This is a genomic window from Pyrinomonadaceae bacterium (assembly GCA_036277115.1).
GTDB lineage: Bacteria > Acidobacteriota > Blastocatellia > Pyrinomonadales > Pyrinomonadaceae > UBA11740.
In genome coordinates this window covers 79,609-105,261 of sequence record DASUNM010000011.1, presented here as the reverse complement: position 1 = coordinate 105,261, position 25,653 = coordinate 79,609, and the positions used below count along the sequence as shown (strand labels likewise).

Genomic DNA, 25,653 nt, shown 5'->3' with positions numbered 1-25,653 from the left:
GCTGTCATGGTCCGTAGTCAGTTGTCAGTTGTCAGTTGTCAGTTGTTGTACGACCGTTAGTACTTTGTACTTCGTGCTTGGTTCTTTGATTCCTTGACCCAGACCCGTCTCAATTTAACAGCGCTCTGGGACGACACATCAAAGTACAAAGACCTAAGCACAAAGAACTGAGAAACAACTGACAAATGACAACTGACAGTTAGAGCCGATACCTGACTCGCTTCCTTAACTCCGCATCTTCCACTTCGATATTCTGAAGCCGCATCATCACGTCGGCATTCAAATCCCAGCCGGCGCGTTCGCCGGATTGCAGCTTCACCGTCCCGGCCGCCGCAATCATTGCCGCGTTGTCAGTCGAAAGGTGCGGCGAAGGAAAGTAGACGGGCACTCCTAATCGCCCGGCCGCTTCGCTGCACGCTTCACGCAAAGCACGATTGCACGCCACGCCACCGGCAACAATTAAAGTTTTGGGCCGATACTCTTCCGCCACTCTCTCCATCGTCGAAACCAGTGAACGAATCACCGTGCTTTGAAAACTCGCGGCGAGATCTTTGATCCCTTGTGAAGGTTCGCCGCCGTTGCTCACGGGTTGCAGACCCGATTCACGCACGTATTTTTGCACGGCCGTCTTCAATCCGCTGAAGCTGAAATCAGGACGATTGTCACCCATCCGCGGAATCGCGAACTTCACCGCTTTCGGATTCCCTTCTCTCGCGAGCCGTTCGATGATGGGACCTCCGGGATAACCCAGCCCGAGCAGCTTCGCGACCTTGTCGAATGCTTCCCCGGCAGCGTCGTCGCGTGTGCGCCCAACCACTTTGTATTTGCCGGGTTCGGGAACAAAGAAAACATTCGTGTGCCCGCCAGAAACAATCAGCGCGAGGGCGGGATGTTCCACCGGCGGGTTTTCGAAGCAGACCGAGTAGATGTGCCCTTCGATGTGATTAACGCCAACCAGAGGTTTGTTCAGCGCGTAAGCCATCGCCTTCGCGTACGAGACACCGACCAGCAGCGACCCGATCAACCCTGGCCCGTGAGTCACGGCGATTCCGTCAAGCTGTTGTCGCGTCACATTCGCACGCGAAAGAGCTTCTTCGACGATCGGCACGATCTTGTCGAGGTGCTCGCGTGAAGCCAGTTCCGGCACGACTCCGCCAAACCGTTCGTGCGTCTTGATCTGCGAGGCAATTACAGATGAAGCGATCTCGTGGCCGTCGCGGATTACCGCAGCGGCAGTTTCATCGCAGGAAGTTTCAATTCCGAGGACTAGCATCTTCGTTGTCCGTGGTCCGTGGTCCGTGGTCAGTTGTCAGTTGACCGTGGTCAGTTGTCAGTTGTCAGTTGTCAGTTGCAACGATAACGTTCGGCGTCTCTCTCGGCAATCTTAGAGGATCGGCGAAGTATTCTTCGTTCCGCAGGAACGAAATATTTATAGAATCTGAGCCCCTGTGAACTTACGAGCCCATTTATGGGCGACCGACTTATTGCGCTCCTCCGGAGCTTCGGGCTGTGTTGGCGGTCGTGGCTATAAACATTTCGCCGCTACGCGGCTGGCTTGTAGAAGCTTAAGACCGAATCTCCCTGTTTCAATGTGCGAAAGCGACGCAACGTTCCAAAGGCTTCCGGCAATTCTTTTTTCTTGTGATGTTCGACAATCACAACGGCGTCCTCAGTTAAGAGTTGCCCTCCTGTATCTGAAATCAGGTTCACGATCTCGTAACTTTCCGCATATGGCGGATCGTAGAAGATCATGTCGAAAGGCTCTCGTTCCTTTTTCGCGTGGCGTCGCACAAAATCGGACGCATCCGCACTTACGATTTCGAACTCCTCCGCGTCGATGCCGAGGGTGCTCGTGTTCGCTTCAATCAACGCACACATCTTTCGTGACTTATCGACGAACGTCACGTGTTCAGCTCCACGTGACAACGCCTCAATTCCGACCGCGCCGGTACCAGCGCACAGGTCGAGAAAACGCACGCCCTCAATGCGCGGCGCGAGCACATTGAACAGAGTCTCGCGTAAACGATCTGACGTCGGCCGCGTTTGCGCAGACGGCGGACTCTTTAACTGACGTCCTCGATATTTACCTGCAATGATTCGCATGAAGATTCTGGACGGATATACCTTCGCGCTTCGCGCTCAATGCGGACAAGGATGTCCGCGGTCCCAGCTCAGCCAACCGCTGCCAGCTTCAAACGCGCGTCTTCCTGGACTCGCTTTATCAACTGAACGGTTTCGCGTGAAGCGCTACGCTGGGTCGCATAATAATCAGCTTCCTTACGTGCAGCTTGCAGAATCTCGAGGTCGCGCACCAGGTTGGCGATGCGGAACTCGGGCAAGCCCGCCTGGCGGGTGCCCATGATTTCGCCCGGGCCGCGGATCTCTAAATCCTTCTCCGCAATTTTGAACCCATCGTTGGTCTCTTCCATGATGCCCAGCCGCTCACGCGCCACTTCAGTTCGTTTGTCTGAAGCGAGCAGCACGCAGTAACTCTGTTCCGCGCCGCGACCAACGCGTCCGCGCAACTGGTGAAGCTGCGACAAGCCAAACCGTTCGGCGTGCTCGATCACCATCACTGACGCGTTCGGCACATCGACGCCGACTTCGATGACTGTCGTGGATACCAGAATCTGAATTTCGCCACTACCAAACCCGCGCATTACTTTCTCTTTTTCTTCCGGCTTCATGCGGCCGTGCAGCAAACCGACCGAGAATTTTGTGAAGACTTGATCGCGCAGGTATTCGAAGCGCCGCGTCGCGTCGCGCAGATCGAGCTTTTCCGATTCTTCGACGAGTGGATAGACGACGTACACTTGCCGGCCTGAGCGCAGCTCCTGCGTCAACAGTCGCTTCACATCCTTTCGATCGTCGGCGTTGTCCGCGAACACTTTGGTCACAATCGGCGTACGGCCGGGCGGCATTTCATCGATGATCGAAACATCGAGATCGCCGTACACAGTCATCGCCAGCGAACGCGGAATCGGCGTCGCCGTCATGACGAGGACGTCCGGGTTCAAGCCACGCTCACGCAGCTCGGCGCGTTGCATGACCCCGAAGCGATGCTGCTCGTCAATGACCGCCAGTCCGAAGTTCTTGAACCGGACGTTTTCCTGAATCAGCGCGTGCGTGCCAATGCAGGCGTGAACCTCACCCGCCGCAATGGCCGCGTGCAGTCCGCGTTTCTCGGCGGTTTTTAGCGAGCCAACGAGGACCTCAATGCGGTAAGGCGACTTCGCCAGGATGCGTTTGATATTCCGCGCGTGCTGTTCAGCCAGAATTTCAGTCGGCACCATGAGCGCGGTTTGATAGCCATTCTCCATCGCCGTCAACATCGAAATCAGCGCGACGATTGTCTTGCCGCTGCCGACGTCGCCTTGCAGCAGGCGATTCATCGGCGCGTCGGATTTCATGTCGCGGAAAATTTCTTTAACGACTTTCCGTTGCGCCTCGGTGAGAGTGAACGGCAGGACCGACTTGATGCGACGCTTGATCGCGTCGTCGATTTTGATCGTGCCGGCTTTGCTTTCTTTTGTTCGATGTCCGCGTTTTACCGACAACGCGAGTGAAAGCCAAAACAGCTCCTCAAATATCAGTCGATGGTGGGCCGGGCTGCGCGCTCGCTCGTACTCATCCAGCGATGCTTCGCCCGGTGGAAAATGAATTTGCCGCAGGGCCTGGGCGCGGCCGATTAGCTTCTGACGCTCGCGCAAATCGCCGGGCAGATTTTCCTGGATTGCGTCGTCGGGAAGTTCGGCAAGCACGCGATAAATAATTTCGCGCAACTGCTTGGGACGGACGTCGCCGATTTTCCGGTAAACGGGGACGCAACGGCCGACATGAATGGCTGAGAGCAGCGGATCGCCGTCTCCCTCGTCGCTTGAAATAACCTCAAGCTCGTCGGGTTTGTGCACTTTCAGACAAAACATCCCTAGTTTATCGAGCTGCCATTTTCCGAACGCGATAAAGCGTGTTCCGCGAACGAACCTCTTCGTGTAGAACTCGACAATCTGTTTGGCGCGACCGCCGGAGATAAACCATTCGATCAAGACCTGAGGTCCGGTATTGTTCTGATCACTCGCGGAAACTGAGAAAATAAAACGCGAACGGCCAATGTAACGGGGTTTTGCGATCCGCACTGTCAGATCGAGCGACGCTTCCTGCTCGTTCCGCAGATCACGAACCTCAACCATGCTCGAACGATCTTCATGACGCGTTGGCAGATAGTGAAGCAGGTCGGCAACAGTGACTGAGTTGATGTCTTTTCCGCGCGAAAGTTCGGCGAGGCCGAGCGCAAGGTTTCGCGCTCCCTGCGAACCAAGCCGGGCAATGCCTGGCGGCAAATCTAGTATGCGTGTGTCGATGGAGATAGAAGATCTGAGCGCCATCGGGCGCGATCATAGCACAGGGGTCTTGCCACTATTGGCGCATGAAAAACGCCCGTTGTATTGCTTTGAGATCCTTTGCGCCTTCGCGTCTTTGCGTGAATTGTGCGCGTGGAAAAAAGTCGTTTCACGCAAAGGCGCCAAGCTCGCTAAGATACGCAAAGCAGAAAACCCTGCGTCACGCTTCGATTAATAAGCAGCGAGTATGAGGCTGGTAAAGACAGACTTCAGGCCGGCTTCGCGCAGTGCTGCTCGAAAGCATTGATCAATTCTGAAGAGATGTCGGCGGGCCCCTTTCCTTCGATTTGCCAACGCTCCATCATGTAAACCAACTTACCGTCTTTCAGAAGTCCAATCGACGGTGACGAGGGCGCATAACCGGTAAAGTAGCTGCGCGCTCTGGCGGTAGCCTCGACGTCGCCGCCGGCGAAAACTGTCGCCACTCGATCAGGTCGCACTTCATGTTTCAACGCCTGCGCGACACCGGGCCGTGCTTTACCCGCGGCACATCCGCAGATCGAGTTAACTACGATCATCAGCGTGCCTGCCGATTGCTGGACTGCTGCATCAACCGCTTCGGACGTTCGCAACTCTTCAACGCCAAGCCGCGTCAGTTCTTCCCGGAATGGCTTAATAAACTCTTCTGGATATTGCATTATTAGTTCTCCTTGAAACCTATTCTAGTTCATTTATGGAAATCTTACGCGGCGCGTCGCCATCACCGGTCATTGAAATGGTAAAAGCCGAGGGCGGTAATGGATATCTGCCCATTCGTTCAGCCCATTCGATGATTGTTACCGCCTCTTCATCTGAAAGCAGTTCGTCGAGATCAACCGCGTGCGCGGCTGACGCGCCTTCATCAAGGCGATAAAGATCGATGTGATAGAGCAGCAGTCGCCCCTGGTACGGATTGACGAGGGTGAACGAAGGACTGCTGACGTCGTCTTCATCAACGTCGAGCGCTTGGGCGATCCCTTTGACGAACACAGTTTTCCCTGCGCCCAGCGAGCCGTTCAGCAGCAGAATCTCTCCGCCGCGAAGTTGCTCGCCAAGGCGCACACCGAGATCAAATGTCTCTTGTTCGTTGTTTGAAACGAACTCGCCGGTTGGAATCGAGTGAGTCGCGGCCGTCATCACGGTTGTTCTCCCCGCGGATCGATAGAACAGATCGCAGCGCTCAGATGTTCACGAATGTCTGATGCGACCATGCAGCGCATGCCGAGTTCGCGCGCGGCTAAATCGCCGGCGAGGCCGCTGACATAAAGCGCTGCGATCACCGTATCGAGCCCACTTACTCTCTCACTCTTAGCCTGCGCCAGAAATCCCGCGATGACGCCAGTGAGAATGTCCCCAGCGCCTGCCGTCCCCAAGCCCGCGTTGCCGGTTGAGTTCACGAAAACGCGGCCATCGGGAGCAGCGACGAATGACCGGCCACCTTTCAGCAGAAGGATCACTTCGTGTTGAGACGCGAATTTGCGCGCCGCCGCGATTCGATCTTGCAAGGCGCTCTTGTCGGACGTTCCCATCAACCGCAGCATCTCGCCTGGATGCGGTGTCAAGACAATCGGCAGTTCTGGCGAACCGCGCAAGTCGTCCGGCCAGGGAGAGAGACAATTCAAACCGTCAGCATCTACCACCACCGGCGTCCGTCTGTTCTCGACGACGCGACGAACGAACTTTCGCGTGCGCTCATCTTCAGACGAAAGCCCGGGTCCGATCGCGATGACGTCGGCTTTCTCGCTGAACTTGGAAAAGAAATCGAAGGCTTCATCGCTAACTGCGCCTCGATCCGTTTCAGCCAACGCGGCAGTCATGACTTCCGGCATGACCTGTGTCGCGACGACTGCCTGAGCAGACGCGGGCGTCGCCACCGTCACAAGCCCGGCGCCGGAACGCATTGCGGCATTCGCACATAACGCCGCAGCGCCGGTAAAGCCGCGCGCTCCGGCAACGATGAGGGCGTGACCGTGAGTGTTCTTGTAAGAGTTCGGGGTGTAGCGCGTTTCAACCAGCCAACGTCGCGCGTCGGCTTCTTCGCTGAGAAAGAGATCGGTCGGTACCTTGGAGATGAGCTCGGCCGGCGAGCCGATATCGGCCACGATGAGCCGACCGTTATAGTTCGAAGCGGGCGGAAGAACGTTCGCAATCTTCGGAGCCGTCATCGTGACGGTGATGTCCGCATGAACAGCTTCACCAATCGGGTCTGGCAAGTCGGAATTCAATCCGGACGGCACATCGATTGAAACCACCAGCGTGTTAGCGTTCGCGAGACCTCGCAACGCGTTCACGCGTCGCACGGCTTCAGCATGAACTCCCTGAAGCGGGCGCGTCAGACCCGTACCGAACAGAGCATCTACGATTACATCCGGCGATTCACTTAACTTCTCCTTAACCGCACTTCCGCAATCATCATCGTTCGCACATTCGATCAATCGGACCACGCCCTTCGCGGGTGAACTGTCCTGGGCCAGGCTCGCTAAGGCTTCGAAGTTAGTCCGCGCGTCCCCTTTTGTGTCCGCGATGCTACCGAACAGAATCGTAGTCACGTTCGCGCCCGCGTGCGCCAGCAGCCTCGCGGCCGCCGCACCGTCTCCGCCGTTGTTGCCTCGGCCACACAATACCAGGACTGAACGGTTAGCGATTTCGGATGACGCCGAGGCGATCACTCGCGCGGTCGCAGCGGCAGCGTTCTCCATCAAGACAAGCGAAGGAATGCCGTAACGCTCGGTCGTTACGCGGTCGAGTTCGCGCATCGGCGCTGAACTGAGGACGGGTTGCACGCGGCGATGATAAGGAGAAGGTTAGAGAAGGGTCAATCAACCTGAGCATTCGCAGTCAGCAAGGGGGGCTACCCCGCTAATCGAGAACGAAACAAGGGTGGGGTAAACCACCCTTCCTAACTGCGCTCCAAAAAAACAAAACGAGCGGCCAGGGTTTCCCCGCCGCTTGCCGCTGCACCAACCGATCCGTCTTTCCGGGATGTCTGACTAAAGAAACAATGCCTAATTTTCTCCAGAATTTTTTTCGGTCACGCGCCGTTTCCTTGGCGGATCGGTCGGTCAGACTGAAAAAAAGCTTTCACGTTGACCGAATTGACCGATCCCGCTAAAGCCTAAATTCTACGAAAACCGCCCAAAATCGCACTTTCGGTCATGGCACGCGCCTTGGTTTAGAGCCTGCTGCGGGAATTCTGCATTCCGCGAGTGGAAGACGAAAAAAAGCGGAAAGACCCCTGAAAATGAGACACACAAACCTACTACCGATTACCTGGCGCTCACTGACAGCGGCGACGATTGCCGTTTCCCTCTTGCTGGGCATTCTGGTGAGCGACAAAGCCCAGGCGCAGGTTAACGAACCAGCGGCTCCAACCGCTCTCGCGCGATACACCCGGGACATTACTGCCGCCGCCGAACAAGGCAAATTCGATTCGTTTGGCGACCAGTCTAAAGAGACCAGCCGCGCGCTGGCGATTCTGGCCGAGCAAAACAATCCTGTCCTGCTGACCGACTCGCAGGCTGAGCGTAACGTCGTCATCGCCGGAGTAGCCCGTCAGATCGTTCGGGGACAAGGACCGGAAGAATTGATGGGCCGTCGCGTGTTGAAACTCGACCTGGACAAGCTGTTCCACGATACAAAGAATGCCGAACAACTGAAGACCACACTTACAGCAGTTCTCTCCGAAATCGAAAATTCAAATACCAAAGTCATTGTCGTTATTGATCCCATTCACACCCTCGTCGGAACGTCGTCCGCGTTTGACGCGACCGTCTCCGAATTCGTGCGCGAAGCGATCGCGGCCGGCAAGTTCCAGTGCATCGGCGCTTCAACCCAGGGCACATTCGAAGAGGCGATAGCCGGCGACAAGAAGTTGGCGTCGCTGTTTACCGCGATCGAAATCACGGAAACGACCGCCGTTAGCGAAACGCAAACTGAAGAGGCTAACGTCGAGACCGCCGACACGGAAGAGTTCACCGGCGAAAAACTCTCGGATGAGTTGCGCCAGGTGATTGAAGCCCCCGGCGCACCGGCCACCGTAAAAGTCATTCTTCAAGTCAGCGACCTTAACAACCCCGAACTTCGCTCCAAGCTCGCGCAGTGGGGTGTTACGGTCAACGGCGAAATCGCTCGCTTCAAGACACTGACCGTTGAAGTTCCCACGGGCGCGGTTTCAGAGCTCGCCACTAAGGAGTGGGCAAAGTATGTGTCGCTCGACCGTCCGCTGACAGGCCTTGGTCACATTGAGACCACGATCGGCGAAACCGCGATGCTCGCTCAAACGGGCAATAGCGGTCTTGATGGTACGGGCATTGGCATTGCGGTGTTGGATTCCGGCATTTCTTCGAGTCACGCCAGCATCGCGGGCCGAATCGTCCACAGCCTTGATTTCACCGGCGAAGGCGATACTCATGACGACTATGGGCATGGCACCTACGTCGCTTCCATGATCGTTAGGCAGAACGGAACCTATGGTGGCGTGGCCGGTGGCGCCAAGCTGCTCGATTACCGTGTCCTGAACTCGCGCGGCACCGGTTCGACATCAGCCCTGCTGAACGCCCTGAACGCTGTCCTTCAATACAGAACGCAGCACAACATCCGCGTTGTGAATCTGAGTTTGGGCTCAGTAGCCGTGGATTCGTACAAAAACGACCCGGTGTGTCGCGCGGTCCGCCGCTTGGTTAACGCGGGCATCGTTGTAGTCGCCGCGGCCGGAAATGATGGCAAAGATAACGATCACGCGAAGCTTTACGGCCGGATTCATTCGCCCGGCAACGAACCGTCGGCGATTACGGTCGGCGCGTCAAACACTTTCGGCACCAACCGGCGCAGCGATGACATCGTCACCACCTACAGTTCAAGAGGACCCACGCGCAGCTATTGGACGGAATGGAATGGCCGCCGGCATTACGACAACTTAATGAAGCCCGACCTCGTTGCCCCCGGCAACAAGATCATCGGCTCAGCCGCCGCATCCAACCGGATGGTCTCGGATAACCCGGCACTCTGCGTCTCGCAGTGTTCTACGGACTCCGGAACCATGCGCATGAGCGGTTCTTCGGTTTCCACTCCGCTCGTTGCCGGCGCGGCTGCCGTCCTGCTCGAAGCCAACCCGAAGCTGACGCCGAACATGGTGAAGATGATCCTCATGTACACGGCGCAATCGTTGAAGGGTTACAACATGCTGGAGCAGGGCGCAGGCCAATTGAACCTCGAAGGTGCGGTGCGGCTGGCTAAGCTGGTTCGGACAGATTTGACCTCTACTACCTCGGTCGGCACGTCCCTGCTGACCTCAGCGGCGCCGACACCCACGACTACCATCGCGTCTGAGACGTTCACCTGGGCGCAGGGCGTGATCTTTAATCACAACTGGGCACGGGGTTCAGCGCTGATTACGAAGTACCAGAAAGTTTACGGCCTGGGCGTGCTGCTGAGTGACGGCGTGCTGCTCTCAGATGGTGTGCTGTTGAGCGATAACACAAAGCTTTCAAGTGGCGTGCTGCTCAGTGACAACATCATGGTGAGCAAGGGCGTTCTGCTCAGTGACGGCTTAGTCCTAATGACGAACGGCGTCCTCCTCAGTGACGGCGTCCTGCTTAGCGACGGAGTCCTGATTGGCGACGGCGTTCTGATTAGCGATGGCGTTCTCCTGGCAGATGGCGTGTTGATTAGCGACGGCGTGCTAATCGCAGACAGCTTGCTCAGCATCCGTGGTGTACTGGTGGCTGATGTTGCGCCCAATTTCGGCGGCGACAACACCAGCTGCATGACCGCGGAATAACTGCCGCGAACAGCGCTGGACCTCAAGGCTCCACTTCGGTGGAGCCTTTTTTTTTGGCTCGTTAAGTCTTTAAACGGAGAGTGCGAAGACCGCGATTAATGACGGCGGCTGCTTCCGGAACACGCCACAGCCACGCAAGAGCAAAGTAGGTGAGGCCGTACGGCACAAGCACCAGTGACGCAACAATGGCCGGATGCCGCGTGCCGATGAGAAGCTTGAGGCCCCACGCGAGCGCCGCGCCGCCGGTGGCCGCGACCCAGAGCTTCACCATGTATGCGGCGGACAGCCCGGTGCGGCCGATTCTCTTGTTTAGAGTTCGACGCAGTAAAACAAATTCAATCCAGCCCACCAGTCCGGACGAAGTAGTCAGTCCGGCGGCTCCCCATTTAGGATCGATGCCCAACAATGGCGGGACGTGAATCGCGACTACATAGCCGAGAGCCATTCCGAGGGTTACGCGCAGGATAGCGAAGCGCAGGGGCGTGCGAGTGTCGTGAAGTGCATAGTAAGTCGAGGAGTAAAGCCGGCCCAGCGTCGACGCCAACAGCCCGATTGTCGAGCCCGCCAGGATCGCCCAAACGTATCGGGTCGCCTCGCTCCCGAACTGGCCGGTCTGATAAAGAACGGCCACCATCACGTCACCCAGCGTTAGGATTGCAACCACCGACGGCACGATAAAAAGTGCGATTCGCCGCAGACCGTTATTGAGGCGTATCCGTAACTCAGAAGCAACTTCATCGCTGGTGCCCAAGGCACTCGACATCGCCGGCAACTCTGCGGCGGATACCGACATGCCGAACAAGCTGATGGGCAATGTGTAGAGGCTTTGCGCGTACGTGAGCGAAGCGACGGCCTGTTCACTGATTAGCCCCGCCAGGATGGCATCCACGAAAGCTGAAATCTGAACTACGCCGCGGCTAATGAAGACAGGGAAAAAATTCCGCAGGACAGTTCGCACGCTTTCGCTGGCCAGGTCCAACACGGGCCGAAAGCTCTTAATCAGTTTCAGAACGGTGGGCAATTGAACGCCAAATTGGAGAGCGCTGCCGACCACTGAGCCCCAGGCGGTAATTTCCGTCAGACGAAACTGCTCTGCGCTACCTCCAAACCAAATCAGCGTCCCGATGATTGCCAGGTTCCAGGCCACGGGCGCGGTATAGGACAGAAAAAAGCGCCGGTGGCTGTTGAGCACTCCCAGACACCAAGCCGAAAAAACCAGCAGGCCGGCGCCGGGAAACAAGATCCTGACGAGCCGGATGGTTAACTCACGGGTGCCCTCGTCAAAGCTCTTTGTAAAAACAATGATCCAATATGGCGCGGTGAAAATGCCGATCAGCACAATCACTGACGTGATCAACGCCAGCAGAGTTAAAACTGCATTGGCCACTCGGGTGGCTTCCCTATCGTCGCCTTTCGCCAGCAACTTGGCGTAGACCGGGATAAACGACGCTGAGAGGGCGCCTTCGCCAAACACGTTCTGCAGGAAGTTCGGGATACGAAACGCTGCGTCAAACGCGCCGGCCGCGTCAGAGATGCCGAGGTAATGAGCAAACACCCGCTGACGGATAACTCCCAGAATGCGGCTGATAAGGATTCCGGCGGCTACCAGGAAAGCCGACTTTCCCGTGTTCTCGGATTTTGCGATAGGAGGGCGCGGAAAGCGGCCGGTCGCTTCACCGACCGGTTCGATTGTGGCGCCGGCGATTTCGGCAGCATTGCGGCCGGATTTGAGACCTTCGCTTTCGTCTGCCAACACCGGGGAGTTTTCGGACTTTGGATCTTGGACTTTCGACTTTGGACTTTGCTCCGGCGGGTCACTCATTGTGCGTCAGAGATTGTACTCCTTAATCTTCGTCAAGAGCGTTTTGTAACTCACTCCGAGCGCTTCGGCCGCGGCCGTCTTGTTTTCATTGTGCGCCGCGAGAGTCTCTTTGATCTTTTGCCGCTCAACCAATCTCACCGCACGATCAGCCGCCTCGCCCAGAGTTCCAGCAGTGTCGAAGCCGAGGGCTTTTACATCCCAGGATTGCTCGCTCCCGAATCCGAGATCAGTAGGCTCGAGGCCGGCGCCGTCCGCCAGAATGCACGCGCGCTCGATCGCATTCTCGAGTTCGCGAACATTTCCCGGCCATCCGTGTGCGCGCAAGGCGGCGAGGCTCCGGTCGCCGAGCGTTGCTTCCCGGCCCCGCAATTCTTTCCCAAGTTGTGCGGCAAAGTGGTGCGCGAGCAGAACAACATCCTCGCCCCGATCGCGCAACGGCGGAATATCGATCGGAAAAACGGCTAGCCGAAAGAACAGATCACCGCGGAACTCTCCTTGCTCGACCGCGGCGCGCAAGTCTTTGTTCGTCGCCGCGACAATCCGGACGTCAACCGGAATCGGGGCTTTGCCGCCGATGCGATCTACTGACTTCTCTTCAATCGCGCGCAGAAGTTTTCCCTGCACCGCCAGTGGGAGCTCGCCAATCTCATCGAGAAAAACCGTACCACCGCCGGCCAGTTCGAATTTCCCGAGCCGTCGTTCGCCGGCGCCGGTGAACGCGCCCCGTTCGTGACCGAATAGTTCGTTCTCGATTAGCGTCTCGGGAATTGCCGCGCAATTGATCGCGACAAAGGGTTTGTCGCGACGATTGGAAAGATGGTGAACCGCGCGCGCGAACAGTTCTTTGCCCGTGCCCGATTCGCCCAGCAATAAAACGGTGGCGTCAGTCGTCGCTACGCGCTGCGTCTCACCGACGGCGCGCTTGATCGCTTCCGACTCGCCGATGATGCGTGGAAAGCCATAGCGCTTCGACCATTCTTCCCGCAGCAGAAGGTTTTCAGTCCGCAAACGCGATTGCTCGAGCGCCCGCTCAACCAGCAGTAGTAGATGATTGGAATCGACAGGCTTTTGCAGAAAGTCGTGCGCGCCGTCCTTCATTGCCTGCACGGCTTCATCGATCGAGCCGTACGCCGTCATCACAATCACCGGCACGTCGCTGTCCGCGTTCTTTGAGGCGTGCAGCACATCAATGCCTGACCCGTTCGGCATGCGCAGGTCGGTCAAAACGATTTTATGAGGGATGCGTCCGATCTCGTCGATGGCCGCGCGCGCATCGGCGGCTTCGGTCACAGAGTAGCCCGCGTTCTCAAGCGTCATGCGTAAGACGCGCCGCAGGCTCTCTTTGTCTTCGACGAGAAGAATGTCAGGCATGAAGGCAGTGGTCAGTGGTCGGTCGTCAGTCGTTTTTTGTTCTTTGTACTTAGTTCTTTGTACTTAGACGTGTCTTCCAGAGCGCCTTTAAATGACGGCGGGTCTGGGTCAAGAAATCAAAGTACCAAGTACGAAGCACAAAGTACTAACGGTCGTGCTACTGACTACTGACTACTGACTACTGACAACTGACCAGTTACTGTTCGTGTGGTTCGACTTCGCCGGCCGCCTTTGCGGCTTCGTAGTTTGAGTTCGCGAGCCGCATCGACAGCCCCACCGGACGATAAGGAAAGGGCGCCGGCCCACCGAGTGTATTTTGAATCGCGGCTACGATCGCATCCTGGTTGTAGCGGAAACGAATGACGCTGCCTCGCTGGTTCATGATGACGAACAGAACGACCCGACCGCTCTTCGTATTCATTTGTCCTACCAGCGAGCTGGCGCCGCCATCAGTGCTGATCAGCGTTCCGGTTTTCGCCACCACGCTGCCGCGCGTAAACGCATCAGTGTAGCGGTCTTCGAGCGTGCCGGGGTCGATTCCCGCCACCGGCATGATGTCAGACAATTTCAGTTTGTGTTTTTGCAGTTCCTCGCGCAGCCCGCGCAGAATCGCCATCATGGCCCGCGGCGTGACGCGATTGACGCCGAGGCCGCTCGCAGAAGCCAACCACACTTCATCCGGATTGAGTTTGAGCCAATCAATCAGGAGCGCGCGCATACCTTCCGGACCGCCGAAGGTCTCTCCAATACGGTCAGCCATGAAGTTGTTCGAGTAACAGAGTAATGCTTTGAGAATGTCGACCAACTTGCTGGATCTGCGCGTGACGAGCGTCTTGGCCTGGGGTGGAGCGGAGCCAATGACAACTTCTCCTTCGATCGCAACACTCGGCACTGAGCTGAGACTCTGCTTGTCACCGACCAGCAATCGCTCGTCCAGCCATGCGCGCGTGGCTGCGGCCGGACGTGTAGCCGAATCAAGCGTATCGGCAAAGGCTTCACCCGATCGCTGGTACGACCAGTCAAAATTCATCGTAAAGCCTGGTGCGACGATCAGATTTCCCGTGACAGTTTTGATTCCCAGTTCGTTCAGCTGCCGCGCCAGCATCACTGCGTGCTCGTAACGGAAAGATGGGTCGCGTCCGCTGATTACCAAATCCCCATTCAACGTTCCCGATGCCCGATCAATTGTCCCGCTCGCCCACACGCCTGTAAGAAAGCGATGGTTCGGTCCGAAATTCCGGAGCGCTGCTAAAGCCGTTCCCAGTTTGATCGCTGAGGCCGGATTAAATTTATTTTCGATCGCTTGAGCGGCAATCGTGCTCCCGTCAAGGGTCTCAGCCAGCACACCCTGGTAGCCTTGAATCGGTGTCAGGGACTCTTCGAGTGCTATGGCCTGAGCAGTCGGCGCGACTGACGCGTTCGCCGGCGCGTGCTGAACATCCATGTTGCCGCGCGTATCGAGCGTCGGCCGAGGGACATTGGCAGAGGGGGTCGGCGCGGCTGGTTGAGCTTGGGCGATTGAACCGCTGAACGCGATCAGGATTAACGCGAAAAGCGTCGCCACACTCCGCCACCACTTCCGATCTTGAGTTCGCCGCTTGTGGGAATTAACTAGCATGCTGTCGCCGCCGATCATAACACGAATGCCACGCGCGCTTCCGAGAACGAAAGCGCCAACCTTTGATGCGGACTAAACAGCTCACGGATGCATGTCACGTCGCATGGGCGTCCCGCCTGTGAAATTCGCGCCGCCAGATGCGCGTGCCAGCGCCTTCAAGAAGCGAATTTATTGACAGCGAATTTTCTCGCTCCTAGAATCGCAGGCAGATTTTTACCGTCTCTCCGCGAGCACGACACATGCGCGTCCACGAACCTGTCACTATCGATCGACTACACACTACGCATCAGACGCGCCGCAAAGAAATTCGGGCTCGACTTCGTGAATTCGACTCTGTCTGGCAAAGCCGTTCGGATGCGCGCCTTTGGGAAGAGATGGTTTACTGCATTTTTACTGCCGGCTCATCCGCGGTTATGGGAGCGACTGCTGTCACCGCCGTCAGGCCGCTATTGGACAGTGGCAGTCGCGCGGCAATTACTCGCGCACTCAAGAAACCTCCGGCGTACCGATTTCACAACGTACGTGCCGCACACATCGTTTCCACCCGCGATTACCTGCGCAAAACTGTTTCGATGCGGCTGCGCGATCGTCTCAATGAGTTTCGCGATCCCCACGAGCGGCGCGACTGGCTGGCGCGGACGCCGGGAATTAAAGGGCTCGGTTACAAAGAAGCAAGCCACTTTTTACGTAATGTTGGCTTCAAAGGTTACGGGATCCTGGACAAGCACATTGTGCGCTGCCTGTCAGAGCTGGGGGTCATCGATTCGCTGAAGCCGCCCACGACCCGTAATCGCTATCTTGAAGCCGAGCAGCGCATGAAAAGTTTCGCCGACGAAGTCGGCATCAACTTTGACGAGTTAGATCTGGTACTCTGGTCGATGAGAACGGGAAAAGTTCTAAAGTAACCGCCATGGAACTAACCGCAACCCTGCAAACAATCTTGTTTCATTCTCGCGTTCGTCGTTTTGCCCTCCTGCTGCTCTTCTTACTCCTGGCCGCTCCCGCATTCGCGGACATAAAAAAAGATCGGCAGAAGGCCCAGAAATCTTTGCGCTCCGGCGATTTCGAACGGGCTGAACAGCTCTACCGGGACATCCTCAAGAAAGATGATCGCGATGCTGAGGCACGTCTCGGGCTGAGCAAGGCTTTGCTCAAGCAGCGTCGCTTGCAGGATTCATTTGATCATGCGGCACGCGTGATTGCCGTCGATCCGCTCTCGGCTCGCGCGCATTCGCTTTTGGGTGCGGCGATTTTGGCTTCCGGAGATTTTCGACTTTCAATCGAAGAGTTCCGCACCGCGCTGACACTCGATGGTGAAGAGGCGATGGCCATCGCCGGATTGGCAATGGTCGATTTCTACGAGAATCGAACGGCTGACGCGCTCGTGAAGCTTCGGCGCGCTGCCAGTATCGATATGGACGAGCCGGATTATGTTTTCAGTCTCGGCCAGGCAGCCGCGCGTTCCGAGCGTTACAAAGAAGCTGCCGACGCATACGAGCGCTTTCTGCTTATCGCTCCACGCACAGACTCTGAGCGACGCGCGCGGATTCGTGGGTTGATCGATTTTCTCCGTTATCTCGGACAGCAAAGCTCGCTGTACAACATCAGCGGTGATCGCGCGGTAGTACCCTTCGAAGCTTTCGATAACCGGCCGATTATCAAACTTCGCATCAACGGATCGAAAACCCCGCTCCGATTCGTTTTGGATACAGGCTCAGGAATGTCGGTGATCTCGGAAGAAACAGCGCGCAAGATCGGCATCAAATCGGTGGCGCGGGGCGGGTTAGCACGAGCTGTCGGCGGCGGTGGACGTTTTGAAATTGTCTACGGCTACGTCAACTCGATAGACGTCGGCGACATTCGAATCGAAAACGTTCCCGTCTACATCCGGCAGTTTTACGACATGCAGACGCCGGTGGACGGCTACCTCGGAATTGCCGCGCTGGCGCGGCTGGTGACCGCCGTCGATTACGGAAATCGCCGGATGACGCTGGTGCGGCCGCGAAGGGTCGCGGACCCGGCGACGGCGGTTGACGGGCAGACATGGCGAGATGTCACACCCGGCATCACCCGTCCCGGTATAGACGTTACCGTACGCACGACGTCGAGCGGCTTCCTGAGCGGCGAAGTCACAATTGAAGGGATTAAGAAGCCTCTGAATTTCATCATCGATACCGGCGCCAGCGTGAGCGTGCTTTCCGAGCGCGCCGCCGAACTCGACGATGCGATAGATTTCATTCAGGAGGATCGAATGCGCGTTTTTGGCGCGGCCGGTATAGCTGAGAACGTAAAGATTGCGCTGCTGCCCAAGGTAGTCCTGGGCGCTTACACGCGCGAAAAGATCAACGCGGCGGTACTCGACCTCGAACCAATCAACGAGACGGCGGGGTTTCAGCAAAGCGGTATCCTCGGCGGAAATTTCCTCCGGCACTTTCGCGTCATCTTCGATTTTCAGCGCGCGATCGTGCGTTTCGAGCCGCTCGATCCGCCGCGGCCAGCCGGTGAGCCCCTACCACAGGAAACAACGAGCACCCCATGAAACCGAGCGCGTATCTTGAAACATCGGTAATCGGAGCTTACCTCGACAATGGCGAGCCATTTCGTCGCGATCTGACGATTCGTTGGTGGGAACACGAACTGTCGCAGTATCGGGCGGTGATCTCGCAACTGGTCGTGCGCGAGCTTGAGCGAACCGAAGAGCCGCATCGCGCGGCTTATCTGAAATTGGTCCGCGGTCTCGAGCAGGTTGAATTGGCGGAAGAGTGCGCGATTCTGGCCGAGGGTTACGTGTCGCGCGGAATCTTTCATCGCAAGTACATCGCTGACGCTTTGCACGTCGCAGTTGCTTCGTTTCACAAAATCGACTATCTAGTTACATGGAACTTCGGCCATCTCGCGAACGTGCGGCGGCAAGCACGCATTCGATTGTTCAATACAGCCGCCGGATTTTTTGTTCCCATGATCGTGACGCCGGAGTTTTTGGTTTCTGAAGCGACTGAGAGGAAGACGGCCTAGATTTAGGTCTTAGGTCTTAGGTCTTAGGTCTTAGGTCTTAGGTCTTAGGTCTTAGGTCTTAGAAGGTTTGATGAGTGTAGTTTAATAATCAGTCTGCATCTGAAATCTTGAAATTGAAATCTGAGATTTGAAATCTGACTTCTGGTTTCATGTACCGACGACCCAAATTCTTAACCGTCCTGATTCGCATTCGCGAGACCATGTCGCGCGAAGCTGATTACGACGTCGATCTGTTTACCGAAATGGTACGCTCCGGAGTGCAGCCGCAGCATGGAAGCGTGCGCAACATTCGCGGCTTCCGGAAACGTGCGCCACGCGAAGAAGCTCACGACAACGAAACTTTGCCCACACCGAAACGGGCCGCGCGATGACGATGGACGCCACTTTCGAAACCATCGGGCTGGAAGTACCGACTGAGAAGGCCATCAACTTTCTCGCCGAACGCGCCGAAAACCAGGGCGAGGCGAGCCAGCTCTCGCGTCGCGGCGGCGTGATTCACGGGCGCTGCTGGAAGCTCGGCGAAGGTCTCGAAGTCTGGACGGTGCTTTATGAATCAGGCACCGGCGATGTTTTTTACGCGAACTGCCGACCTGGATTTCGCGCGCGTTACTCACAAAGAATTGCGCCGTGGGCTTTGACTGAGTACGACGAAGCCGGCGAGGCGGTGATCCACGGCTACTGCGACGGCACCGAGACCGAAGTCCTTTTCGAATTACAGAACCTTACGGAAGTCGGCGTGTCGGGATTTCGCGCGCCCGAGCTCCATGTGGGGCTGTGCGGTTTGGCATATCGCGCCCGTGTCTGTTCGCGTGAGATGGATCCGCGGTGGCTGCCGCTTGAGCGTGCCGCTCCTTCACGCGCCGCGCACGAGAACGATTGGATCCTTCGCGGCCGCGTCATCGCATTCAAACCGCTCATTAATCCTCTTTCGGGCACCGAACTTTACTGGATCTACGTGCATCTCGATCGACTAAAACTCGAAGTACTGGTAAACGCGCGGGCCCTGACCGGCGGCACATTGGAAGTTGGCGCGACGCTCTCTGCCGAAGTTTGGTTGCAGGGACATGTGCTCGATTCACGCGCGATGCGAATGCACTACGAAGGGGTCGATCAGGCGTATGCCCCTGCCGATCTCTGGGCCCATTTCTCGCGGCGCAACTAGCTTGAGTCTCACCACCCGGATTCAATGAAGCGCGTCGTCATCATTCTCCTCGTTCTAATTCTGCTGGCCGGCGCTGCTTACCTTGTCGATCAGTACTGGATTCATCGATACGACTCGTTAATTGCCAGCGAATCGGCGCGCCACAAGATCGATGCCGATCTCGTGTGGAGCGTCGTTTACGAAGAGACGTATTTCAGTCCGTGGAAAAGAGGCGACAAAGGCGAGATTGGACTGATGCAGGTCACGCCGACGGTGGCGCGCGAATGGGTTGCCGAGAGCCGGGCGCCCGAAGTGCCGCCGGCAAACGCCGCCGATCCCGAGAACCTATTGTCCCAGCCCGAACGCAACGTGCAAATCGGCGCCTGGTATCTGGGCAAGTTCGGAGAGCAATACAAGAACACGCCGGGAGGCGAAGCGCGCATGCTCGCCGCGTACAATGCCGGAAATAGCCGCGTGGTCGAATGGGCGCGCGTGCCCGACGGCTCGCCGCCGCTTAACGAACAACAGTTCATCGAGCGCATCGATATACCCTCAACGCGCGCGTACGTCACTTCAATTCTCCGCCGCTACCGCGAAGTGAAATCCGCCAAAGGATTGGCGCCTCCCTTTCAGTGGCGACACGAATAACTCAAATGACAGCGATCTATTCAGCGCGCTGGGTGCTGCCAATCGCGTCGCCGGCGATCGAGAATGGGGCGGTGGCCGTGGCCGGCGAAACGATCGCCGGTGTCGGTACCAGAGATGATCTCATCGCGCGTTTCCCTAACGCGGTGGCCACGGACTTCGGCCCAAGCGTTCTTTTGCCGGGACTGGTCAACGCTCATTCCCATCTGGAACTGACGGTCATGCGCGGCTTTCTGGAAAGCGAAGAGACTGACTTTTTCGCGTGGCTGCGCAAATTAACCGTGGCGCGCATGTCGATGACCGGTGACGATCTCTTTGTTTCCGCCGCTTGCGGCGCGGTCGAAGCAGCGCGCGCCGGAATAACGTGCGTCGGCGATTCAAGTTCAGCAGCGACCCAGTCGATGAAAGCTTTGCGGGAGATCGGACTCCGGGGAATTGTGTATCAGGAATCGTTTGGGCCCGATCCGCAGCTCGCGGACGAGAACGTTGCGAAGCTGCGCGACCAACTTGAGAAAATGCGCGCTCTTGACTCAGCGCACGTCCGCGCAGGCGTCTCGCCGCATGCGCCCTACACTGTCAGCGCGCCCCAACTCGAGCTAATTGCACAGCTCGCTCTCGAGGAGCATCTTCCGCTGATGATGCACGCGGCCGAATCCGAAGCGGAGACATTGTTCATGCTTGAGGGCGCCGGACCGTTCGCGGAAGGCTTGCGTGCGCGCGGCATTGATTGGCAAGCTCAGAAGGTTTCGACAATCGAGTATTTGGCGCGGCACCGCGTGCTGGAAACGCGCCCGCTGCTTGCCCATTGCATCACTGTCGACGACGCGGATATTGAAACGATTCGCAGTGCCGGGGCCGGCGTCGCGCATTGTCCCAAATCAAACGCCAAGCTTCGTCACGGTCGCGCGCCTTTCGGCAAGTTTCTTACTGCGAACTTGAATCTTGGGTTCGGGAGTGATTCGGTTGCCAGCAACAACAACTGCGACATTTTTGAAGAAGCGCGCTTTGCGACGTTGCTGGCGCGAGTGGGTCGGGGCAGTAACCCGACCGTCAGGGAGGGCGTCGCTCCTCAAAACGCCCTCCCTGACGGTCGGGCTACTGCCCCGCTCTCGGCGGAACAAGCCCTCTTTGCGGCAACACTCGGAGGCGCGCGCGCGTTGGGACTGGATAACCAGATTGGCTCCCTGGTAGAAGGAATGCAGGCTGACCTGATTGCCGTGGCGCTCGACGGCGCGCATCAGCAGCCGGCGACGAATCCGGTCGATGCGCTCATTTTCTCTTCTTCAGGACGCGATGTTCGAATGACGATGGTGGCGGGAAAAGAAGTCTATCGGAACGACAGCGTCACGACGACCGATGAATTAGAACTTCAGTTGCAGCTACAAACCACTCGCCAGAAGATCGAATCCTCTTTGACGCAATGACATCGCCGATTGTTGCGGCTATGTCGCAAAAGCAAGAAGGCGGGCAGTTAGCCCGCCTCTAAACTAATCCTTACTGCTCACTGCCCACTGCTTTTCTTTGTCTCGGCTCCGTCACGCGGCGCCCAAAGTTGGCCTTATCAACCTTCTATGACGCTTAAGGCGCTTACGGCTCGTTTCTCGTAGGCGGCGATAGTCGCCACGTTCCTTTTCTCGATCGGAGTCAATGAAGCGTCGGTGAAGTTTGGATCGGCTTTGTACCAATCCAGACTCTCGAAATACTTTTGCGTCCAGCGATTGGTGAAGACCTTGCCGCGCCGAGCGTAAATCTCGTCGCGCATTTTGCGAACGTCTTCAATGAACAGTCCTTGCAGCAGCGCGCGGGTGATGGGCTTAGTGCTGAGTTGATTGTGCAGCTTGTTTTCGTACGCGACGATCGTTTCTACGTTAGTTTTGTCCGTTCCCGATACTTCTTCGTCCTTGAAGTCTTCCTTCGGGTCGTACCACATCTGGCTGCCAAAGTATTGCTGGAGCCAGAGCGTCTTAAATGGACGACCGTGACGCGCGTAAATCTCATTCCGCAGCAAGCGCAGCTCGTGCAGGCTTAATCCACGCAGCATCGCCTCGCTGATCAGCTTGTTCTCAAACAGCTCCATATCACCCGGTGCGAGCGCCACGCGCCTTTGCTGACGGCGAATCGTATCGATCAAACGCAGGTTCTTCTCTTCAATCGCGGAAAGGTTCGGCTTGTAATTGTTCGCCGCCTTGTACCAGTACCTTTCTTCAAAATACTGCTGCAACCAGGGCTGATCGTCGAAACGCTTTCCGTGGATGGCTTCGATTTCGGCCGACAACACCGTCCACTCCGCGTTGGTGTGCGTGCCCAGCTTGGCCCGGGTCAACAGACGATTCTGATAAAGGCGCATGTCGCCGGGCTGGACAGTCTCGTGGTGTTCAGCCTCGGCGATGCGGATAACGTCGAGGTTGTCGCGCTCAATATCGTTCAGTACCGAGTTCGTAAAATTCGGATTCGGCTTATACCAATCGCGGGATTGCAGGTAGGTCTTGATTTCCCAGTCTTTAAAGATGCGGCCGTGCTTGCCGAACACAACGCCGCGCATCAGCTGCAGGTTATCAACTTTCACCTTCGCGACGTCCGCCGCTGAGATACGCTGGGAAGCAAAGTCGAACGCCTCCCACTGCTTCATCTCGGAGTAGTCCTGCGCTGAAGCTAAAGTGAAAGCTAACAGCAGAAGGACGAGCGAAGTCAGATTACGTAATTGAAAAGGGGATCTCATGAGTTCCTCTCGGAGAATAGACGGCGGTGGCGAATCGTTTTGCGGTGCCTCTCCGCGCAGCGGAGAGGGTAATAAACTAAACGCGCAGGGTGGCCAAAGCGGCATCAACCGAAGATATCTCGAACCTTTTCGGACAGCTTCTTGTCTTCCAGATCCTTTGTTTCGATCCGCTCCAGCTGCTCCAAAAGCTTGCGCTGTTCGCGCGTCAACATCGTCGGCGTCACGACTGAGACTGAGACGAACAAATCGCCACGGCCCCGCCCACCCAGCACGGGCATTCCCTGCCCGCGCACGCGGAACACGGTGCCTGTCTGCGTTCCGGCGGGAATCTTCAGCGCGTCTTCGCCGTTCAGTGTCTTCACCTGCACTTCAGATCCCAGCGCGGCTTGGGCAAACGTCACTGGAACGGATGAGTAAAGGTTGTTTCCCTGCCGCTCGAACAAATCGTGTTCAGCGACATGAATTACCACGTACAGATCCCCAGCCGGACCGCCATACGCTCCTGACTCGCCTTCACTTTGCAGCCGCAGTCGCGAACCCGTTTCGACGCCGGCGGGAATCTTTACCTCGATCTGCTTCTCGCGCTCGACCCGCCCATGGCCCCGGCATTGATCGCACGGCGAAGTAATTATCTGTCCGTTGCCGCGACAATTGCCGCAGGTGCGCGAGACGGAAAAGAAGCCCTGCTGAAAACGAACCTGCCCCGCGCCGCCGCAGGTTTGGCACGTTTCCGGTTTTGTTCCCGGAGCCGTGCCGGCGCCGGCGCACGATTCGCAAGCTTCGAGTTTCGGGATGCGAAGCTGTGCAGTCATGCCGGTCGCGGCTTGCTCCAAAGAAATCTCGAGGTCGTAACGTAAATCTGCGCCGCGCTGCTGCGTCGAGCGGCGCGGGCCACTTCGGCCTCCCGCACCGAACACATCGCCGAAACCAAACAGATCGCCGAGTATGTCTTCGATGCCGCCAAAACCCGGTGCTCCCCATGCGGCGCCGGCCGAACTCGAAACCCCGGCATGACCAAAACGATCATAGCGATTGCGCTGTTCGGGATCGGACAGCACGGCGTATGCCTCAGCTGCTTCTTTAAATTTGCCCTCAGCCTCTGAGTCGCCCTGATTCTTGTCCGGATGATGTTGATGCGCGAGCCGGCGGTAAGCGCTCTTCAGCTCCTGCTCGGTGACGCTGCGGCTGACGCCCAGTACCTCGTAATAATCGCGTTTGCTTGCCATGAAATTCTTATTTATCGAAACGAGCGGCCAGCAGATGTGCCGACTGTACGGCAAAGCCACTGACCGCATGGAAATTCTATCCGAAGTGCGCTAGTTGCTCAATCGTCGTCTTTCTTCGCACTTACTGATTTCATCATCGCCGTGGTCAGCTGGCGACCCAAACGCTCAACGGCATCGAGGGCCATTCTGATCTCCCCGAGCTCTTCGGCCCTGGAGCCCGCCTCGCCTTCGGCCAGAATACGCTCGCCCGTCTTCTGCTGTTCGGCTTCCAGCAGTCCGCCGAACTCGAGGAATGAACGCTGCGTATTCCGGACGAGACTCGCCAACTTGCTCTGTAGATCGACCTTGTGTCGTTGCTCGCGGTCGCTTTCGGCCATCGTCTCGGCTTCCTTGATGATTCGATCGATCTCTTCCTGAGAGAGACCGGAAGTCGGAGTAATGCGCATCTGCTGTTCGCGGCCGGTCGCTTTGTCGGCTGCCGAGACGGAAACGATCCCGTTCGCATCCACCTCAAACGACACTTCGATCTGCGGCACGCCGCGCGGGGCCGGCGGAATGCCGACCAATTCAAACTTGCCGAGACTGCGGTTGGCAGTTGAGACGTCTCGTTCGCCCTGGAGCACGTGAATTTCTACCGAGGACTGATTATCGACGACGGTTGTAAAGTTCAGGCTGTTGCGCAGCGGGATCGTCGAATTGCGTTCGATGATCTTCGTGAACAACCCACCGCGCGTTTCCAGGCCCAGGCTCAGCGGCAACACATCCAGCAGCACGATATCTTTCACGTCACCGGTCAGCACGCCGCCCTGAATTGCTGCGCCCATCGCGACCACTTCGTCGGGATTGATCTCAGTTGACGGCCTCTTTCCAAAAATCTTATCCACGGTACGTTCGACGATCTGCGAACGCGTCTGCCCACCGACCAGAATAACCTTGTCGATTTGCGCAGCTTCGAGTTTGGCATCACTCAGAGCGCGCTCGCACGGCGCAACAGTCTGCTCCACCAGCCCGCCGACAAGCTCCTCGAACTTATCGCGCGTCAGCATCTTAGTCAGGTGCTTGGGGCCGGTTGCATCGGCGGCGATGAACGGCAAATTGAAACTTGTTTCCGAAGCTGTCGAAAGTTCGCATTTGGCGCGCTCGGCCGCTTCCTTCAAACGCTGCAGCGCCAAACGATCTTTGCGAAGGTCTATGCCGCAGTCCTCCATGAACTGGTCGGCCATCCAGTTCATGATCGCCTCGTCAAAATCTTCTCCGCCCAGGAACGTGTTCCCGGACGTGGAAAGCACCTCAAACACTCCGTTGTTCATTTCGAGAATCGAAATGTCGAAGGTGCCGCCGCCGAGATCGTAGACTGCGATCTTCTCGGCTTCGGACTTACCCAGGCCATACGCGAGTGCGGCCGCGGTCGGCTCGTTAATGATGCGGTTGACCAACAGTCCCGCGATCTTGCCCGCGTCTTTTGTTGCCTGCCGCTGGGTGTCGTCAAAGTACGCGGGAACAGTGATGATCGCGTCCGTGACCGCTTCACCCAAAAAGTCTTCGGCGGCGGCCTTCAAACGCTGTAGCACGATGCCGGAGAGTTCCGGCGGGCTGTAGACCTTTCCCTGAACTTGCACACGGGCGTCGCCGTTCGGCGAACTCACGATCTCGAATGGCACCGAGGCGCGCATCCGCTTCACTTCTTCTGAATCGAACTTTCGGCCGATAAGTCGCTTGACCGCAAAGACTGTGTTCGTTGAATTGGTGACGGCCTGGCGTTTCGCGATTTGCCCGACGAGCCGTTCGCTCTTGTCGGTAAAACCGACAACGCTCGGCATAGTCCGGCCGCCTTCCTTGTTAGGAACGATTTGCACCGTGCCGCCTTCCAGGACGGCGACGCAGCAATTGGTCGTTCCTAAATCGATGCCAATTATTTTCCCCATAAGGAAAAGGGTT

20 protein-coding genes are annotated in these 25,653 nt (G+C 57.2%); 8 read left to right on the top strand and 12 right to left on the bottom strand.

The genetic code is table 11. The features are described from left to right. Nucleotides 1-199: 199 nt before the first annotated feature. From tsaD to VFX97_02215, 6 genes are all read right to left on the bottom strand, one after another. A complete protein-coding gene (gene tsaD / locus VFX97_02240; GenBank protein HEX5702021.1) occupies nt 200-1,273 on the bottom strand; it encodes a tRNA (adenosine(37)-N6)-threonylcarbamoyltransferase complex transferase subunit TsaD in 1,074 nt (357 codons plus the stop codon). 269 nt (nt 1,274-1,542) lie between these two features. Further along, on the bottom strand, nt 1,543-2,103 hold the full coding sequence (gene rsmD / locus VFX97_02235) for a 16S rRNA (guanine(966)-N(2))-methyltransferase RsmD (protein ID HEX5702020.1): 561 nt from the start codon (nt 2,101-2,103) through the stop codon (nt 1,543-1,545). A gap of 68 nt (nt 2,104-2,171) precedes the next feature. Beyond that, nucleotides 2,172-4,385 (bottom strand): ATP-dependent DNA helicase RecG, encoded by a 2,214-nt coding sequence (gene recG / locus VFX97_02230; GenBank protein HEX5702019.1) that lies wholly within the window; start codon nt 4,383-4,385, stop codon nt 2,172-2,174. 224 nt (nt 4,386-4,609) lie between these two features. Beyond that, a complete protein-coding gene (locus VFX97_02225; protein HEX5702018.1) occupies nt 4,610-5,038 on the bottom strand; it encodes a BrxA/BrxB family bacilliredoxin in 429 nt (142 codons plus the stop codon). 19 nt (nt 5,039-5,057) lie between these two features. After that, entirely contained in the window at nt 5,058-5,516 is a 459-nt protein-coding gene (tsaE, locus tag VFX97_02220; protein HEX5702017.1) for a tRNA (adenosine(37)-N6)-threonylcarbamoyltransferase complex ATPase subunit type 1 TsaE, read from the bottom strand. Beyond that, a complete protein-coding gene (locus tag VFX97_02215) occupies nt 5,516-7,135 on the bottom strand; it encodes an NAD(P)H-hydrate dehydratase (protein HEX5702016.1) in 1,620 nt (539 codons plus the stop codon). The genes tsaE and VFX97_02215 overlap by 1 nt, the downstream gene beginning before the upstream one ends. Before the next feature lie 485 nt (nt 7,136-7,620). Here VFX97_02215 and VFX97_02210 point away from each other — a divergent pair, with 485 nt between their 5' ends. Beyond that, a complete protein-coding gene (locus tag VFX97_02210; protein ID HEX5702015.1) occupies nt 7,621-10,158 on the top strand; it encodes a S8 family serine peptidase in 2,538 nt (845 codons plus the stop codon). Between the two features lie 61 nt (nt 10,159-10,219). On the opposite strand, the gene murJ is transcribed toward VFX97_02210, so the two are convergent. From murJ to VFX97_02195, 3 genes are all read right to left on the bottom strand, one after another. After that, a complete protein-coding gene (gene murJ / locus VFX97_02205; GenBank protein HEX5702014.1) occupies nt 10,220-11,980 on the bottom strand; it encodes a murein biosynthesis integral membrane protein MurJ in 1,761 nt (586 codons plus the stop codon). A 6-nt stretch (nt 11,981-11,986) separates the two neighbouring features. After that, complete coding sequence (locus tag VFX97_02200; GenBank protein HEX5702013.1) at nt 11,987-13,351, bottom strand: sigma-54 dependent transcriptional regulator; 1,365 nt, start codon at nt 13,349-13,351, stop codon at nt 11,987-11,989. Nucleotides 13,352-13,547: 196 nt separating this feature from the next. After that, the gene (locus VFX97_02195; protein HEX5702012.1) at nt 13,548-14,969 is read right to left on the bottom strand and encodes a D-alanyl-D-alanine carboxypeptidase; all 1,422 of its coding nucleotides are present in this window, start codon (nt 14,967-14,969) and stop codon (nt 13,548-13,550) included. A gap of 239 nt (nt 14,970-15,208) precedes the next feature. On the opposite strand from VFX97_02195, the gene VFX97_02190 reads away from it, so the two are divergent. The 7 genes from VFX97_02190 to VFX97_02160 all read left to right on the top strand — a co-directional run bounded on the left by VFX97_02190 (nt 15,209) and on the right by VFX97_02160 (nt 21,194). After that, the gene (locus tag VFX97_02190) at nt 15,209-15,874 is read left to right on the top strand and encodes an N-glycosylase/DNA lyase (protein HEX5702011.1); all 666 of its coding nucleotides are present in this window, start codon (nt 15,209-15,211) and stop codon (nt 15,872-15,874) included. Nucleotides 15,875-15,879: 5 nt separating this feature from the next. After that, nucleotides 15,880-17,508: an aspartyl protease family protein gene (locus VFX97_02185; protein ID HEX5702010.1), complete on the top strand. Its 1,629-nt coding sequence runs from the start codon at nt 15,880-15,882 to the stop codon at nt 17,506-17,508. Then, the gene (locus VFX97_02180) at nt 17,505-17,984 is read left to right on the top strand and encodes a type II toxin-antitoxin system VapC family toxin (protein HEX5702009.1); all 480 of its coding nucleotides are present in this window, start codon (nt 17,505-17,507) and stop codon (nt 17,982-17,984) included. The genes VFX97_02185 and VFX97_02180 overlap by 4 nt, the downstream gene beginning before the upstream one ends. Before the next feature lie 149 nt (nt 17,985-18,133). Next, nucleotides 18,134-18,355, top strand: a complete 222-nt coding sequence (locus VFX97_02175) for a hypothetical protein (protein ID HEX5702008.1) — start codon at nt 18,134-18,136, stop codon at nt 18,353-18,355. A 2-nt stretch (nt 18,356-18,357) separates the two neighbouring features. Further along, complete coding sequence (locus tag VFX97_02170; protein HEX5702007.1) at nt 18,358-19,146, top strand: hypothetical protein; 789 nt, start codon at nt 18,358-18,360, stop codon at nt 19,144-19,146. A gap of 24 nt (nt 19,147-19,170) precedes the next feature. Beyond that, entirely contained in the window at nt 19,171-19,773 is a 603-nt protein-coding gene (locus tag VFX97_02165; GenBank protein HEX5702006.1) for a transglycosylase SLT domain-containing protein, read from the top strand. Nucleotides 19,774-19,778: 5 nt separating this feature from the next. Beyond that, a complete protein-coding gene (locus tag VFX97_02160; GenBank protein HEX5702005.1) occupies nt 19,779-21,194 on the top strand; it encodes an amidohydrolase family protein in 1,416 nt (471 codons plus the stop codon). 137 nt (nt 21,195-21,331) lie between these two features. Here the strand turns inward: VFX97_02160 and VFX97_02155 are convergent, their stop codons facing one another. The 3 genes from VFX97_02155 to dnaK form a co-directional block, all read right to left on the bottom strand. Beyond that, nucleotides 21,332-22,489 (bottom strand): YARHG domain-containing protein, encoded by a 1,158-nt coding sequence (locus tag VFX97_02155; GenBank protein ID HEX5702004.1) that lies wholly within the window; start codon nt 22,487-22,489, stop codon nt 21,332-21,334. A 104-nt stretch (nt 22,490-22,593) separates the two neighbouring features. After that, complete coding sequence (gene dnaJ / locus VFX97_02150; GenBank protein ID HEX5702003.1) at nt 22,594-23,715, bottom strand: molecular chaperone DnaJ; 1,122 nt, start codon at nt 23,713-23,715, stop codon at nt 22,594-22,596. Nucleotides 23,716-23,813: 98 nt separating this feature from the next. Beyond that, complete coding sequence (gene dnaK, locus VFX97_02145; GenBank protein ID HEX5702002.1) at nt 23,814-25,640, bottom strand: molecular chaperone DnaK; 1,827 nt, start codon at nt 25,638-25,640, stop codon at nt 23,814-23,816. Nucleotides 25,641-25,653 lie beyond the last annotated feature (13 nt).

Excerpts from the sequence above, each read along its gene's own strand:
- dnaK (HEX5702002.1), bottom strand. The coding sequence starts at position 25,640 with ATGGGGAAAATAATTGGCATCGATTTAGGAACGACCAATTGCTGCGTC.
- dnaJ (HEX5702003.1), bottom strand. The coding sequence starts at position 23,715 with ATGGCAAGCAAACGCGATTATTACGAGGTACTGGGCGTCAGCCGCAGC.
- VFX97_02160 (HEX5702005.1), top strand. The coding sequence starts at position 19,779 with ATGACAGCGATCTATTCAGCGCGCTGGGTGCTGCCAATCGCGTCGCCG.
- VFX97_02185 (HEX5702010.1), top strand. The coding sequence starts at position 15,880 with ATGGAACTAACCGCAACCCTGCAAACAATCTTGTTTCATTCTCGCGTT.
- VFX97_02165 (HEX5702006.1), top strand. The coding sequence starts at position 19,171 with ATGAAGCGCGTCGTCATCATTCTCCTCGTTCTAATTCTGCTGGCCGGC.
- VFX97_02200 (HEX5702013.1), bottom strand. The coding sequence starts at position 13,351 with ATGCCTGACATTCTTCTCGTCGAAGACAAAGAGAGCCTGCGGCGCGTC.
- recG (HEX5702019.1), bottom strand. The coding sequence starts at position 4,385 with ATGGCGCTCAGATCTTCTATCTCCATCGACACACGCATACTAGATTTG.
- VFX97_02155 (HEX5702004.1), bottom strand. The coding sequence starts at position 22,489 with ATGAGATCCCCTTTTCAATTACGTAATCTGACTTCGCTCGTCCTTCTG.
- VFX97_02170 (HEX5702007.1), top strand. The coding sequence starts at position 18,358 with ATGGACGCCACTTTCGAAACCATCGGGCTGGAAGTACCGACTGAGAAG.
- tsaD (HEX5702021.1), bottom strand. The coding sequence starts at position 1,273 with ATGCTAGTCCTCGGAATTGAAACTTCCTGCGATGAAACTGCCGCTGCG.
- rsmD (HEX5702020.1), bottom strand. The coding sequence starts at position 2,103 with ATGCGAATCATTGCAGGTAAATATCGAGGACGTCAGTTAAAGAGTCCG.
- VFX97_02225 (HEX5702018.1), bottom strand. The coding sequence starts at position 5,038 with ATGCAATATCCAGAAGAGTTTATTAAGCCATTCCGGGAAGAACTGACG.
- VFX97_02215 (HEX5702016.1), bottom strand. The coding sequence starts at position 7,135 with ATGCGCGAACTCGACCGCGTAACGACCGAGCGTTACGGCATTCCTTCG.
- VFX97_02195 (HEX5702012.1), bottom strand. The coding sequence starts at position 14,969 with ATGCTAGTTAATTCCCACAAGCGGCGAACTCAAGATCGGAAGTGGTGG.
- VFX97_02190 (HEX5702011.1), top strand. The coding sequence starts at position 15,209 with ATGCGCGTCCACGAACCTGTCACTATCGATCGACTACACACTACGCAT.
- murJ (HEX5702014.1), bottom strand. The coding sequence starts at position 11,980 with ATGAGTGACCCGCCGGAGCAAAGTCCAAAGTCGAAAGTCCAAGATCCA.
- VFX97_02175 (HEX5702008.1), top strand. The coding sequence starts at position 18,134 with ATGTACCGACGACCCAAATTCTTAACCGTCCTGATTCGCATTCGCGAG.
- tsaE (HEX5702017.1), bottom strand. The coding sequence starts at position 5,516 with ATGACGGCCGCGACTCACTCGATTCCAACCGGCGAGTTCGTTTCAAAC.
- VFX97_02180 (HEX5702009.1), top strand. The coding sequence starts at position 17,505 with ATGAAACCGAGCGCGTATCTTGAAACATCGGTAATCGGAGCTTACCTC.
- VFX97_02210 (HEX5702015.1), top strand. The coding sequence starts at position 7,621 with ATGAGACACACAAACCTACTACCGATTACCTGGCGCTCACTGACAGCG.